This is a genomic window from Pseudomonas sp. MWU16-30316, from assembly GCF_020515645.1.
GTDB lineage: Bacteria > Pseudomonadota > Gammaproteobacteria > Pseudomonadales > Pseudomonadaceae > Aquipseudomonas > Aquipseudomonas cerasi.
This window is the reverse complement of the sequence record NZ_JAIZAZ010000002.1, coordinates 378,135-392,827: the sequence shown is the minus strand read 5'-3', so window position 1 is coordinate 392,827 and position 14,693 is coordinate 378,135. Positions and strand designations below refer to the sequence as shown.

The following is a 14,693-nucleotide window of genomic DNA, read 5'->3' as shown; positions in this document are numbered from 1 at the left end:
TCAAACTCCCGGTTGCCGGTGATTGAGGGTCGTGCGCCCGGCTAAGGCGGGCACGGAATTGACCAGAGTGGTGTGCATCAGGCTGAGCAAGGCCGCGCGCTGATTGGCCAGGCTTTCCAGACGGTTCAGCAGATCGGCAAGGCCGCAGGGGCCAGGCATCCAGCTGACCAGCACCATGCAGCGCGTTTGCGGATCGATGGCGAACGCGCCGTCACAGGCACACGCCAGGCTGGCACCGCCGTGACTGAGCAATGCTTCGATACGCTGGGGGTCGTTGGCGTCATAGGGGTCGAGTAATTCGATGCTGCAACGGACTCCGCCACCCACCATTTCCAGCCGTGCGTTGGCGTCGTCGACCCAGCAGTCGAGCGGGCTCGCCGGACGCTGATCACGCCACAGGCCGACGACCTCCTCGAACTCACTGAAATCCATCGATGACATTTTTGGTCATTTTATAACCAGCCTGCTGGCATTGATCAGCGATGTTGGAGCTGACCGCAGCCTGCTGGCTCGCCTCACTGAAGGCATCGATGTCGTCGGCGGTGAAATGCCCATTGCCCCCGTCCAGCACGTCATCCACGTCGGACAACGCGCGAGTGAGCGTGGAATCGAGGTTATTTTGCAGGGATTTGAAATTTATCATGTCCTGATACTCCAGCAGAAAGGTTCAAACCTTGAGTGGAGCAAACAGGTGGAGCGGTTCCATTTTCGCCGCAAGAGTCTGTTTCAGGCAGCTGGCTCCGCGCCTGCCAGCCCATTGCGAAGGGTTGCCCAATCGATTTCGAAAGCGCCGTTGGCGTCGCTCAGGCGCAGGCTTTCGGTGGTCAGCGTCGCATCGCGCTTGAGCTCCCAGTGCTCGGCAAAACGGCTCTCTGCCAACCATTCGGCGACCGGCTCGGCCATCTCCGGATGAACGCTGAGTGTGGCCACTGCTTCGTTGAGCTGACTGGCTGCCAGGTTCCTGACCAGTGCCCGAGCGCGCTCGGCAAGGGTTGTTTCGTCGAGCAACTGGCACAATGCCTCAGTCAGCAGTTCCTCTACAGCAGTCATGGCCTGCTGCTGCAAGGCTTCGCGCTGAACGTGCAGCTCGTCCAGAAAGGCATTGGCACGCTCCCAGAACTGCGCAAGCGCCTCCTGATGCCGATGATCGGCTTTAGCCTGCTCAAGCACCAGCAGTTGCTCCGCCTGACGGCGCGCGTCAGTCAGAATGTCGCGAGCCAGCAAACTGTTGGCGATGTCTTCACGGCGCAATACCGGCTCGGGCAGCACCGCGTCGGCAGTCAAAGTAATACTGCGTTTGGCAAGCATGGGAGAATTCCTGGTGCAGAGAGGAGCGGATACTCAGGTCGCGGTGACACGCCATAGAACAGCCTGCCACAACGTCTGAAGTTTATTTTCGGGGGCCGCGCAAGGTCTGTCGGTGACCTCATCGGGCGCCCAGGCCAGACGCAATCGCGACCAATACTCAGGCCCGAGCCAGGCACCCAACAGCAAGCGCGCATCTTCACGCTCCAGCTCCAGCCAGACACCGGGGCGCAACGCTTTGGTCAGCGCCCAGCACCACTGCCCGTCATGGCCGTCGCTTTCGTTACGGGAAAAACAGATGCGCTGCGCCAGATCCAGCGCCTGATCACGCTGCACGGGCGTCAGCGCCAGCCAGTTCAAAACAGGCTCCGCAGGCATTGGCGGTTGACTTGGCGTGATGCCGATACTCTGCAGGAACACACTGTGACGGCTGACCATAAGGGCTTCACATTCGCTGACGGTCAGTCCGCAGCGCTCGGCGAACCGGCTTTGCCAGCCCGGATGCGCCCATGGCCAGGGATTGCACCACCACTGAGTCCAATAGTCCTCGGCGGTCAGGTCCATCACGCGCGCGCCGGTACGGTCGAGCGACTCCGGCCGGCAAAGCCGATCCGCCGCAGCACTGAAGCGCGCCAGTCACTGCGCAACAGCAGCGCGGTGATCAGCAGCAATACCGCCAGGCCAGCCGGCACCAGCCAGAGCATCAGGTTCCAAAACGGCAGATTGGCGCTGTCCAGCTTGAACGGTCCGAAACTGACCCACTGTGTGGTTTCCTGAAACTCGGTAGCCGGTACGAACACAATGGAAAACTTTTTCGATTCTGCCGCTTGCGTCGACATACCGGGGATACTGCTGGCGACCATCTGCTGAATGCGTCCGCGCACGCTATCCGGGTCAAGCACTGCGGAGTGTTTGATGAACACCGCAGCAGAAGCAGGTTGCACCGGTTCGCCCGGTGCGATGCGTTCCGGAAGTACCACGTGCACCCTGGCCACGATGACGCCGTCTATCTGCGAAAGTGTCGCTTCGAGTTCCTGAGACAGGGCATAGATGTAGCGGGCGCGCTCTTCGAGCGGGGTCGAAATGACCCCTTCTTTCTTGAAGATATCCCCCAGACTGGCGCGGGACTGACGTGGCAGGCCGGCAGCGTTGAGCACCCTGACGGCGCGGTTCATGTCGCTTGTGGCGACGGTGACGACAACGCCGGTTTTTTCCAGACGTTTGCGCGCGTCGATATGCTGATCGGCAAGGCGCGCAACGACCTCGTTGGAGTCCTGCTCGGACAGGCCGGTGAAAAGATCGGTTTCATCACTGCAGCCGCCGAGCAACACCATGCAAATCAGCAACAGCCCTGCGCTCAGAAATTTCACGGAAACCTCTACTGCAAGTTAGTCAGCTTGTCGAGCGCCTGCGCAGTCTTGCTCACCACCTTGGTGGTGAGCGCAGTCTGCAACGAGCATTGCGACAAGGTTCTGGTCATCGCCGCGATATCCAGCGCGTCTCCAGTCCCGGAGGCTTTCTTCATCGACCGCATCGCTTGCTGAGACATTTTTTCGGTTTCGCCCAGACCGCCGGAAATTGCGCTGGCGATATGCTCGGAAAGCGGCGCTCCACTTGAAACGCCGTCCGGCTGCGTGGCAGCGGTGAAGATGTCGACATCCGCCTGGGCCGGTTCTGAAACGAGCCCCTGTGGCACATCCTGCCCGAGTTCCGGCGAGATGCTTTTAACATTACCAAGGTGGGAAATGGTCACGTGAGTTCTCCGTCAGGCGGTTGTCGGTCAGGCCGCAGCCTGATTGCGGGTGCCTTGCAGCAGCGTACTGACCAGCAAGGTGGCGATTTGCGCAGCGCTCGACTGCACGTCGGTGCCTGTTTGCCCGGCATCCTTGAGCGTTGCCTCCAGGCCCTTGAGCAGCAAGCCGCCCAGCAACTGATCAAGATCCTGAGCGGACTGTCCGCCATTCGCCGACGTACCGGTCTGCGGGGTGTTTACGGGTGTGCCCAGTCCACCACCGGCCAATACCGATTGCAGGCCACGGTCGATAAGCTCGCCGATCAGTTGCCCCGCTTCACCACGGGTATTGCCGCTGTCACCGGGACCGGTATTGGCGTCGATCAGCGGATCACCCATCACGGACGAGCTGTTGGAAAAACTGCTCGGAGTGCCCAGACCTCCACCCGTCCCTGCCAGACTGCCAGCGTCACTCTGCTGATTACCCAGTTGCTGGCCAATGATGTCGAGTGCCGAACGGAACGCAGCCGTTTCGTCGCCATCAAGGAAGTTGTCTTCCTTGAGTTCGTTCACCCAGGAGCCAGAGTCCGGCTTGGGAAACTGTGCGGGATTGTCATCCATGAACTGCGCGATCTTGTTCAGCATCGGCATATCGTCTTCGGAGAAGCTTGTCCCGCCATCCTGCTTGGTCAGAAGATCATCGAGCATCGACTTGGCCAGGCCATTGAGCACCTGAGTCATCAGGTCCTGCTGTCCGGTACCCGAGGCGCTGTCCGCAGACGCGCCGAAGTTGTCACCGAGCTTTTCATGGATCAGCTTGTCCAGCGCAGCGATGACATCCTCGATACCGCCACCCGCCTTGCCATCCGCGGCCATCGACTTGGTCAGCAGTTTGCCCAATGGCGAGCTGTCGTCGAGTTGACCATTGCGCATCAGTTCCTCGGCCAGCTTCACGACAACTTCCTGAAGCGCCTTGCTCGACGTACTGCCAGTCGTCTCGGCTTCAGGACGTACCAGGACAAGGGCCATTGCCGGGGTTTGCAGCGAGCTGCTGTTAAGACTGAGACTCTGCATCACAACCTCCTAAAAGTAGCAGCCCCCTCAGGTACGAAGGGGCGTCAAGAAATCAGAACTGGACGACCGAGTTCCGGATCTTGCTTGCGACGATCTGGTTGGAAAGCGCCTCTTTCTTGTCCTCAAAGCCCGCCAGCATGCTCGACTCGCGGAGCAGGCCGTTCTCTTCGTTCGCGGTGCCGTCAAGCTCGGCACTTTTTGCATCGCCTTTGCTGATGCTGGAGCGAGTAGCGTCGATGCTGTCAGTGCTGCCGGTGTTGCTCACCAGTGCAGCATTACGGTCGGCGCTGCTCTTTACGCTGTTGATGCCCTGAGCGGCACCACCGATCGTGTTGACTACACCGCGACCCGCACCCGCCAGAGAACTCATGATAGTCATAACGTCATACCCCTTCGTCTGTACCAGCGTAATTGCTTGGTACAGCTAGGTGGCATGTGTCCGCGAATCGGTTCCAGATCTTCTGCAAAAAATCAGATGCTCAATTCCTTGATGCGACGGTAGAGCGTACGACGTGGAATATCGAGCTCCAGGCTGGCCGCGTCGATGCAATTGCGGTGGCGCTTGAGCGCTTGCTGAATCAAGGCCTTTTCGATCGCCCGCAATTGGAACTTGAGCCCGCACGCCATGTGCTCTTCGGTCTGCGAGTCAGCCCCCAGCAAGGGGAAGCCCAACACATGACGCTTTGCAGCGGCCTTGAGCTCGCGGATATTGCCGGGCCAGCGATGCCCCGTCAGTACCTGCTGCAGCAACGGGCATACATCGGGAATCGCGACGTTCAGTTCTTTGGCCGACGCCGCCACAAACCGAGTAAACAACGGCAGGATACGCTCGGGCTGATCGCGCAGCGGCGGCAGTTTGAGGGTCAGCACGTTCAGGCGAAAGTACAGGTCGCGCCGAAACTTCCCCTCTTCGACGGCATCGTCCAGAGAGGCCTGAGCCGACGCAATCACACAGATATCCAGGTGGATCGTGGAGGTCGAGCCCAGACGCTCCAGTGCTCGGGTTTCAAGCACCCTCAGCAGCTTGGCCTGGAGGGCGAGCGGCATGCTATCGATCTCATCCAGATACAAGGTTCCACCCTGCGCCGCTTCGATGTAGCCCATTCGAGAACGGTCCGCGCCGGTGTAGGCTCCACTCACCACCCCGAACAGCTCGCTCTCGGCGAGCGATTCCGGAATGGCCGCGCAGTTCATCGGTACGAAGCGCCCCTGGCGCCCGGACATGTTGTGAATGCGCCGGGCAGTGGTGTCTTTACCGGTGCCGGTTTCGCCCGACAGCAAGACATCGATGCCGAGCTGCGAAATACTTTCGGCAACGATCCCCAGATTGGGTACGCGCTCCGCATCCAGGTCATCGTCAAACTCATCATCGAGATTCATTTCATGACTCCAATGGCATCGGCGTTGCGCGAGCGCAGCGGCGATTCAGGACTCGGCTGCCAGGTCGATATGCGAAGCAACCCCCAGCTCTTTCATGCGGTGGTAGAGGGTCCGCCGGGGCAGTTCGAGTTCCTCTAGCACAGCGTCGAAATTGTGGCGATGCCGCTTCAAGGCATCCTGGATGAGCATTTTCTCGATGACGCGCATCTGCATGCGCAGTCCTGTTACCGGGTCACGCGCTTCGACCGGCTCGGCGCCCAGCAACGGCAATCCGAGGACAAATCGCTTGGCAGCGGACTTCAGTTCGCGCACGTTGCCGGGCCAGTCATGACTCAACAGGATCTGTACACGCCCATTGTCGAGCGTTGGAGCGGAGCGGCCACACTCTGCGGCGATGTCCTGGGTGAACTGGTCGAACAATGGCAAAATCTGCTCGCGACGCTTGCGCAAGGCTGGCAACTGCAGTGTCAGCACATTGAGCCTGAAAAACAGGTCACGACGAAAAAGTCCTTGTTCCACCAGTTCATCCAGCGGGCGCTGGGCCGAGGCGATCACTCGCAGATCCAGGGGTATGAAGTCGGTCGAGCCCAGCCGCTCGACCCCCCTGCTTTCCAGCACGCGCAGGAGCTTGGCCTGAAGGCTCAACGGCATGCTGTCGATTTCGTCCAGATAGAGGGTGCCGCCGTTGGAGGCTTCGATGTAGCCCTCGCGAGCGCGGCACACGCCGGTGAACGCACCATTGACCACGCCGAATAGCTGACTCTCTGCCAACGACTCGGGGATGGCCGCACAGTTCATGCCGACAAAGGGCCCTGTCCTGCTCGACAGCTCGTGAATCCGGCTGGCCAGGGTGTCTTTGCCGGTGCCGGTTTCCCCGCAAAGAAGCAAGTCCATATCCAGTAGCGCACTGTGCATTGCAATTTGATGACCAGCCGATAATGCAGTTACGTTCCAACGCGTTCGAACGTCGTTATCAATGTCTGTGCTCATCGATCACTCTCATAGCGGGAGGAAGGCGGAATATTAATACCACGTCTTACAAGGCACACCTATAGTAATTTAGTTCCCCAACGATGGTAAAAAATTTCACAAACTCGAGAATCACTATCAAGTAGCGCCAGCACCTTAAGATTCACTCGGTATAGCGAACGCGCTTTTACATGACCTTATTAATATATACTTATTCCAAAATTATCATAGACTTACGCTGGCCAAGCATCGCCGCAGGCCCCACAGCTGCTGGGGATCCGGGCGCATGCCCGATCAGGAGCCATAATGAAATCGAAAAATTTGTAACTTGCCAATCGTAGAAAAAACAGTTAGCCACCCCATGAACTTCGATGCCCCTGCACGGTGTGCCGCAACGCGTGAGTTCTTTGCAACAGTAAAAATCGATCAAACCAAAATAATAAAGCACATGCACTTAATAGATTAACTTTCAACAACATTACAACTAACAAACTCAGGCATAAACCTGTCAATGTCCAACCTGCTCCACACGTTCGAATATAAAGTGCCGGACTGCAAAACAATGCCCGATAACTGGGCGGATACAACCAAGTTATCAGTCGGATTTCCGAACAGTGCGACATCGCTGATTTGGTTGGATCCAGAATCCCCCCATTTCTTGGGCCCATCTCGCGATAGCTTTTTGCCACACCTGCATTCGGTAATCCGAACGCGTCGCCTTTTCAGAATTTAGATTGTCAGGTTCTGAAAATGGCTAATCGGCTGAAAGGATTCACTGTAGGACAATCTGGCAATCAAGGATTATGGCGCTGTGAACTTTTCCCTCCATAAGCAGCACTGATACCTCATCATCACTGAGATTGTTTCAAAATATGTGTAAGTATTTCCTTACAATTCTTTACAAAGTTTGCATGATCCATTGAGAAACATATCTGGTGCAGGTCGGTCAGCCGCCCTTTTTACGCCCCTATAACGGCAAAAAAAGGAGCAAAATTCTGCCTCCGAGGATTTCGGACACACACTGAAAACGCGAAAAAGCACTAAAAAAGGTCAATTTTCAGGTGCTTTAAGGGCTCAGGAGAAAAAAATCGAGAGGTTATTGGCGTGGATCGCTCGCGTATACCACGACACGAGGACCGTTCGGCAGCTCACGCGGCTCATCGCGGTACGCGATCTCGTCGCGCTTGCGTGGCGACGAACGGTCATCGATGTACAGCCTCTTTTGTATCCGGCGGTCCAGTAACGAACGCTCGTTTTGCGATTCAAGCTGTGTCGCCTGCGACGACGCCAGACGCTCAGGCTGGCTGGGGTCGGATACAGGCACCCGCTCGGCAGCCTTAACGGGTTGCGCGGCGCCGGGCAAGGGTTCCTGCCTGGCAACCTGCACCACTTTCGGTTGAGGTTCACGTCTGACCGGTTGCACCGATTCCGGTGCCGGCTCGCGCCCAAGCACCTGCATCAGGCCTACGGTCTGCTCGCGCGCTGCTGCTTGCAACGGTCCAGGCGTCGGAGCGCGCTCGGCCACCTGCGACGATGGCTGGCGCTCGATCACGCGCTTTCCGGAGCTGGGCGGGATGACAGCGGTTGTCGGCGACTCTCCGGTGATCCGCTCGATACCAGCAGTCAAAACCTGCGTGTGGGTCTTGGGAATCAGCAAGCGTCCCGGCCCATCCGGGGTCTTTTTTCGCAGGAATGCCGGGTTGAGGCGCAACAACTGCGCCTCATCTACCCCGGTGGTGGCGGCGAGCTGAGTCAGGTCTACCGTGTGGTTGAGCTCAACCACATCGAAATACGGCATGTTGGCGACCGGCGTCAGTTGCACGCCGTAGGCGCCTGGATTACGCACCACCAGCGAGAGTGCCAGCAGGCGCGGAACGTAGTCCTGGGTTTCGCGGGGTAAATTCAAATGCCAGTAGTCGACAGGCAAGCCACGCCGACGGTTGGCGTCGATCGCTCGTGCAACCGTACCCTCGCCTGCGTTATAGGCCGCCAGTGCCAACAGCCAGTCGTTATTGAACTGATCATGCAGGCGAGTCAGATAATCCATCGCCGCCTTGCTTGACGCTACGACATCGCGGCGGGCGTCGTAGGTAGCGCTCTGGTTCAAGTTGAACTGGCGACCGGTGGACGGGATGAACTGCCAGAGGCCCGCTGCCGCCGCCGGGGAGTTGGCCAAGGGATTGTAGGAGCTCTCGATCATGGGCAAGAGTGCCAGTTCCAATGGCATGTTGCGCTCATCCAGGCGCTCGACAATGAAATGCAGATAAGGCGTGGCGCGCTTGCTGGCCCCGGTCAGGAAGCCCCTATTGTTCAGCAGCCAGTCACGCTGACGAGCAATACGTTCATTGACGCCCTGCCCGTCCACCAGCCGGCATCGCTGCGCTACCCGTTGCCAAACGTCCTCGCCGTTGTAGACGGGCAAATCGGAAACAGTCGTTGCAGCCAGAGGGTTTGCCTGCGCGTCGTCAGAGCGATGCCCCAGCCCGGCGACCAGTCGCGGTAAGCGGTCCAGGCGCGGCTGTGAGTCATCGACTGACTGACAGCCCACACACAGCGACCCCAAGGCCAGGACGGCGATCTGTATCGAACGAGCCAGCAAACGAGGAGACGAAACGTGGAGGGCAACGGCGGCCATGTGCGGAATGTCCTGAACGTGTCCCCCTACGTGGCACGCCCGCCTTTCCAGTTCCCTGCAACGCGTATTTCGCTTGCGTACGCACAAGCCTGAAACGTTTCAGCCATCTGTTTTTCTGTGGAACCGGTGCCTTTCCCATGCCACACAGAAGCTGAAGGAATTTTCAAAGGGTTACAAAATCGCCGTCGTCGGGCGGCAAATGGAAAGGGAGATGCACCGTGCAGGCACCAACGGTCAACCGCAATACCGGTAACGTCATTTCGCCAGAAGCAACAGCAAGAGCCGACAACCCTTCAAATCTGCGGCAGCAAACTGAACAGCCGACCCAGCGCTCCTCACATTCCCTGGGGAGCATGGGAAAACGGCTGCTGAAAAGCGTCGGCAAGGTTTTCCAGAAATCCAAGGCACCCCGGCAATCGGCCGCCAGATCGCCCAGTACACAAACACCCTCAAGCTCAGCGCCGCGCTCCAGTCGCGAGGCCGGCAGAAATACCGGTCGTGGCAATCGTTTGCCGGATAACCCGGCGCCACGCAGCGACCAGCCTCCCAAGTCCATTCTGCGCACCAGTGCGAACAGGGCAAACGCGTCAGGGACGACGACGCATGAAATAGAAGAAGGATCGGCGCGGACAGGCACTGCCCCCCGTAACAATCGCCGTGTCACATTCAATCTTCCGCAGGATCAGCTCACACACAGCGCTTCGCAGCAGCTCTCCGCAGAGCCCATGACTGACGAAGAGGCGGTCGCCAGCGCTATGCGCGAACGCCGTAACCCTGGCAGCCGCCTGCAAGGCTCCGATGGTACACGCCAGTCAATGCAACCTGTCGACACGAACACGGCAAGCAGTTCCGGCACCAAAGCCGACGATCCTGAAGAGCCGCTTGCGCCGCGCAACCCCGGTCTGGAACCTGGCACCAGCGGGCGCTCCGCGCTCAGGAGCGAGCAACGGCTACGCAATGCGCAACCACAGGCCACTGTCAGGCTGAGTGCCGACGGCAAGCCGGATTTCTCTTCGTTCAAGACGCCCGGCATGGCCGCGCTGCTGGACGACATACTCGCCAAGCCCGGACAAACCTATCTGGCGCAGCAGAGTGAGCAAGGCGCGCAGGGCCACCAACTTCTGCAAGCCAACGGGCATCTGCTGCATCTGGCGCAGGACGACAGCTCGCTGGCCGTCATCCGCAGCAGCGAGCCCACACTGCCGGTAGCAGGCGGGAAACCTCCGCCGGTGAACATGCAGCGTGAAGAAAACCACATTCATCTCGACACCCTTGACGGGCGGCGCAGCCAGGAGTTGCCAGGCAAGGCCCATATCGCCCACCTCACCGAGGTCCATCAGACCACCAGCGGCGACCGCCTGCGCGTGCACGAAGACCGGCTGTACCAGTTCGAACCGCTCGCCGCTCGCTGGAAACCAGTGGATGATATCGAGGACATCGCTTTCAACCGCCTGATAACCGGAGGCAACGGCTCGGTCTACGCCAAAAGTGACGATGTCGTCGTCGATCTCTCCAGCCCGTTCATGCCGCACGCCGAGTTCAACGACCTGAAGTCATTTTCGGTTGCCCCTGACGATACCGCGGCACTGCTCAGCGGCTCGGACGTGCAGACCGTCCTGCTGGCCGACATGAGTCCGGTGATTGGTGGGCTGACCCCGAAAAAAACCAAAGCCCTTGAACTCGACGGTGGTCAGGCACAGGCCGCCGAAGTTGCCCTGAGCAACGACAGGCTATTTATTGCAGACACGCAGGGCAGGCTTTACAGCACTGATCGCAGCGCCTTCGAAAGCAACGACCCGATGTTGCGCCTGATGCCGGAGCGGGCCGGCTACAGGCTGGACGATCAACCCATGGGCGGCCACAACAGCGTCAGCGGATTCATCAGTGGCGATGACGGTCGCGTGCACGCGCTGATCAGGAATCGTCAGGGCGAGGTGCACTCCCATGCGCTCGATGAGCAGGGTACGAAACTGGAAAGCGGCTGGAACCTGACCAATGCGTTGGTACTGGACAACACACGCGGCCTGACGGTTATGCCAGCGCCCGCCGGGGCTGACCGCCTGCACCTCGACCGTGCCGGGCTGGTCGGCCTGAGCGCCGGTCGTATCCAGCGTTGGGATGCGACGCCACAGTGCTGGAAAGATGCTGGCATCAAGGAGGTGGATCGCTTGCAACGCGGAGCCGACAGCAACGCCTACGTATTGAAAGGTGGCAAGCTGCTCAGGCTGGATGTGGCCCCTAAACACCCCAATGTCGCCTTCGACCACAATACGGCGCTGGCCCAGATAGCACGCTCGACCAAGGTGGCGATGGGCAAGGAAATCGCAGGGCTGGAGAATCGGGTCGTGACCGCCTTTGCCATGGTCAGCGACAAGCGCTTTGTTGTGCTCGATGATCAGAACAGGCTGACGGCCCATAGCAAGGACCACAAACCCATTGATCTGGATACGTCCGCAATCGAGGGAGACATCAAGGAACTGGCCCTGGACGAAAAACACAACCTTTACGCACTGAGCAGCACCGGCAAGCTTTACTGCATGCCCAGAGAGGCATGGCAGGCAACCCGATTCGGAGGCCAGTTGGCCGCCAAATGGACGCCGCTCGCAGCACCTGACGGGCAACCGGTCAAAGCGCTGTACAGCAATGATGACAATCGCTTGAGCGTCCAGGTCGAGGACGCCGCCGGTCAAGGCCTGATGCAACTGAAAGAGGGGCAGTGGCAAGCGTTCGAACAGCGTCCCGTGGAAAAAAACGGCTTGAACGACGTCTACAATCGCATCACGCGAGCGCACAAGACCTGGCGGATTCCAGGCACCGGGTTGACGGCCAAGCTGGACATTAATGCATTCGGGCGCAGCGGCATGGAGAAAAGCAATCGTCCCGCCGCCAGCGAGGCTATTCGGGCCAATGTCTACAAGCACACGCTGGAACCGCCTCGCTGGATGAAGAACGTCGGCAACAACATCCAGCATCGCTATCATGGTCGCGAGGGCCTGAAGGAGCTCTACAAAAAAGAGCTGATCGCGTTCAAACAACTTGAACTGATTCATGAAGCCGGCGGCGCACCGCCGACCCCGGGCAACGATCTGAAGGCGCGGATTGCGCGCCTGCAGCTTGGCCCTGAAGGCGCCGAGCTAGCAAAAGAACTGGAAGTATTCCGCGACGAACTGGAGAAGCACGCCAGGACCGCGCTGGAGAACATCGGCAAGGATTACGGCAAGCTCAAAAACCTGAGGCAGAACGACGGCGTGCTCAACCAGCACAGCGAATTGGCAAAGTCGTCGAAACGCACTCAGCTAGGCAAGAAGCTGGCTGAACTGGGGTCGATGCTCAACTTCAAAAGCTCCGGCCATGATTTCGTCAATGAGCTGGATAACGCACTGACCCGGGTCGCCCCGTCCGCAGAAAACCCAACGGCCGCAACGCTCAAGCGGCTGAAAGACAACGGGGTAAAGCTTTCTCACACCAAAACCGATATCGGTCTGGGTCAACGCCGCGATGCCAATGAAGATCACGGGCTGAGCAAGGCCCGCCTGGCGCTGGATCTGGTCACCCTGAAAGACCTCGGCGCGCTGATTGGCAAGGTTGAGCTGCTGGCACGCAGCAGCGACCTGCCCAGGCTGCAAGCGGAATTGACCTCGTTACGCGATGTGACCTATGGCGAGAACCCGGTCAAGCAGGTCACCGACATGGGCTTTACCGATAACGCAGCACTGGAAGGCGCGTATGACGCGGTCAAGGCGTTCTCGAATGCACTCAAGAAATCCGACCACGCTGTCAGCGTCAATATGCGCGCGGCAACCGGCAGCCAGGATCAGTCCGAGCTGGCCGACACGCTCAAGGCCATGCTTAAAAACCTGGAGCATGGCGACGATGAAATCGGCGTGCAACGCAGTTACGGGCTGAACCTGACCAGCCCGTTCGCCGTCCTTGCCGACAAGTCGACAGGCCCGTGGCCGACCGCCGGGGCTACCGGCAATCGCAACTACCTCTTCAGTGCTGAACGTTGCGAAGGTGGCGTGACCCTGTACCTGATGAGAGAAGCGGCCGGCAATATCAGCGGCGGCGTGGGGGGTGGCAAGGACTACTGGCCTGGCTTTTTCGACGAAAACCACCCTGCCCGCAGCGTCGATATCGGTAACAACCGCAAGATGACCCCGAACTTCCGTCTTGGCGGAGACGTGACCGCAACCGCTGCCGCGAGCCAGCGTGCCGGGGTGATCTTCAATGTAGCGGACGACGAAATCGACGGATTCGTCGACGACCTGTTCGAAGGCAAGCTCAACCCCTTGCAGCTGTTGAACAAGGTCAAGGACCACGAAACCTATGAAGCGCGGCGCTTCAATTTCGATATCACGACAGGCTTCAGCGCTGATATGCGCGTCGGCTTCGGTCTGTCGGAGGCCGACAGCGCGCCGCTTTCCGCCGTTGCGCGTCTGGGCGTGGCGGCGAATGTCACGGTCAACCTGCTGAGCTACACCGATTACTCCCTCACTCAGAAGAACGACAAGACAGAACTGCGCGAAGGCGGCAAGAACCGGCCGCGCTTTTTCAACAGTCTGATCTTCGGCGGGCAGGCACGCGGGCAGATCGGTGGCACGCATACCAACGCCACAGCGACCCCGGCCTCCGCTGCCGGGCCGACGCCAGCGACTCAATCGGCGGCCAATAACCTGGGCGTCGCAGCGAACGTGACCATCGATGACAAAACCGTCAAACGGGTCAAGTTCCGCTTTAACGTAGCGACCCCGATGAGCACCGAGAGCCTGGACAAACTGTCGAAAAGTCTCGCTGCAGCCTTCAAGGATAAAGCCACGACAGCCAGGCTTGCAGCGCTGCAGGATCCGCTGAACGCGCTTTACGCCGACATGGACCCTGAGCAGGCCACTCAGGCACGACTTGACGAGCTCAAAGCGCTGTTTGCCGACAGACCGTCGCAGAACGACACGCAATACAAGGCGCTTCGAGACCTGAAACGGGCGGCCGTGCAACACGAAGCGTCGATCAGCAATCACAGCGTGCTGGACAATGCCCGCTTCGAAACCAGCAAGACCAACCTGTCCGGCCTGAGCAAGGAAAGCATCCTCACCAGAATCATGGGTTCGATACGCGAAGCCAGTGCGCCCGGCAACGCCGCCAGGGTCGCCGAGTACATGCGTCAGGACCCGACGCTCAGCGCCATGGTCAAGCAGCTTGAAAACAGCCAGGGCACCCTCGCCCGGGTACGCCTTGAACCAAAAGACTCGCTGATCGACGAGATCGACGAAGGCAGCCGCAGGGGTACGCTGACGCAGACCGAACTCTCCGGCCTTCTGGAAAATCGCAACAACATGAGGATCAAAAGGCTGGTGGTGTTCCATGCGCCACCGCAGACCGAGAACTTCACGTCACCCACGCCACTGATCAGCTACAACAGCGGTGCGTCGCTGAGCGTGAACAAGACCCTCGGGCGAATCAATTTCATCTATGGCGAAGACCAGGACAAACCCATCGGCTACACGTTCGACGGGGAGCTGTCGCGGCCCTCGGCATCGCTGAAAGAGGCGGCTGGCGAGTTGAAACTGTCGGGCTTCGAAGTCAAAAGCTGATAGTTGAAAC

The 14,693-nt window shown here is 59.2% G+C and carries 13 protein-coding genes; 1 reads left to right on the top strand and 12 read right to left on the bottom strand.

Annotation, left to right across the window (positions count from 1 at the left end; all coding sequences use genetic code 11):
* The 12 genes from LCH65_RS08550 to LCH65_RS26320 all read right to left on the bottom strand — a co-directional run bounded on the left by LCH65_RS08550 (position 1) and on the right by LCH65_RS26320 (position 9,651).
* Positions 1-441: a type III secretion system protein HrpG gene (locus tag LCH65_RS08550; protein ID WP_003415377.1), complete on the bottom strand. Its 441-nt coding sequence runs from the start codon at positions 439-441 to the stop codon at positions 1-3.
* Positions 419-643 (bottom strand): type III secretion protein, encoded by a 225-nt coding sequence (locus tag LCH65_RS08545; protein ID WP_003314139.1) that lies wholly within the window; start codon positions 641-643, stop codon positions 419-421. Before LCH65_RS08545 ends, LCH65_RS08550 begins: the two co-directional genes overlap by 23 nt.
* 83 nt (positions 644-726) lie before the next feature.
* Positions 727-1,308 (bottom strand): type III secretion system stator protein SctL, encoded by a 582-nt coding sequence (gene sctL / locus LCH65_RS08540; protein ID WP_054080718.1) that lies wholly within the window; start codon positions 1,306-1,308, stop codon positions 727-729.
* Positions 1,309-1,341: 33 nt separating this feature from the next.
* Positions 1,342-1,869 (bottom strand): hypothetical protein, encoded by a 528-nt coding sequence (locus LCH65_RS08535; RefSeq protein ID WP_054080717.1) that lies wholly within the window; start codon positions 1,867-1,869, stop codon positions 1,342-1,344.
* Positions 1,869-2,675, bottom strand: a complete 807-nt coding sequence (sctJ, locus tag LCH65_RS08530; protein ID WP_054080716.1) for a type III secretion inner membrane ring lipoprotein SctJ — start codon at positions 2,673-2,675, stop codon at positions 1,869-1,871. Before sctJ ends, LCH65_RS08535 begins: the two co-directional genes overlap by 1 nt.
* Before the next feature lie 8 nt (positions 2,676-2,683).
* A complete protein-coding gene (gene sctI / locus LCH65_RS08525; RefSeq protein WP_003314135.1) occupies positions 2,684-3,058 on the bottom strand; it encodes a type III secretion system inner rod subunit SctI in 375 nt (124 codons plus the stop codon).
* A 27-nt stretch (positions 3,059-3,085) separates the two neighbouring features.
* Complete coding sequence (gene hrpZ / locus LCH65_RS08520) at positions 3,086-4,111, bottom strand: type III secretion system effector HrpZ (protein WP_226439300.1); 1,026 nt, start codon at positions 4,109-4,111, stop codon at positions 3,086-3,088.
* Between the two features lie 52 nt (positions 4,112-4,163).
* Positions 4,164-4,490: an Hrp pili protein HrpA gene (locus LCH65_RS08515; protein WP_003314134.1), complete on the bottom strand. Its 327-nt coding sequence runs from the start codon at positions 4,488-4,490 to the stop codon at positions 4,164-4,166.
* Between the two features lie 92 nt (positions 4,491-4,582).
* Positions 4,583-5,491 carry a transcriptional regulator HrpS gene (gene hrpS, locus LCH65_RS08510; RefSeq protein WP_003365153.1) on the bottom strand — a complete coding sequence of 303 codons (909 nt, stop codon included), beginning with the start codon at positions 5,489-5,491 and terminating at the stop codon, positions 4,583-4,585.
* Positions 5,492-5,536: 45 nt separating this feature from the next.
* On the bottom strand, positions 5,537-6,481 hold the full coding sequence (hrpR, locus tag LCH65_RS08505; RefSeq protein ID WP_072365606.1) for a transcriptional regulator HrpR: 945 nt from the start codon (positions 6,479-6,481) through the stop codon (positions 5,537-5,539).
* Between the two features lie 1,075 nt (positions 6,482-7,556).
* On the bottom strand, positions 7,557-9,095 hold the full coding sequence (locus LCH65_RS08500) for a transglycosylase SLT domain-containing protein (protein ID WP_003433478.1): 1,539 nt from the start codon (positions 9,093-9,095) through the stop codon (positions 7,557-7,559).
* Between the two features lie 163 nt (positions 9,096-9,258).
* Positions 9,259-9,651 (bottom strand): hypothetical protein, encoded by a 393-nt coding sequence (locus LCH65_RS26320; protein WP_306424309.1) that lies wholly within the window; start codon positions 9,649-9,651, stop codon positions 9,259-9,261.
* A gap of 169 nt (positions 9,652-9,820) precedes the next feature.
* On the opposite strand from LCH65_RS26320, the gene LCH65_RS08495 reads away from it, so the two are divergent.
* Positions 9,821-14,683: an AvrE-family type 3 secretion system effector gene (locus LCH65_RS08495; RefSeq protein WP_345945906.1), complete on the top strand. Its 4,863-nt coding sequence runs from the start codon at positions 9,821-9,823 to the stop codon at positions 14,681-14,683.
* Positions 14,684-14,693 lie beyond the last annotated feature (10 nt).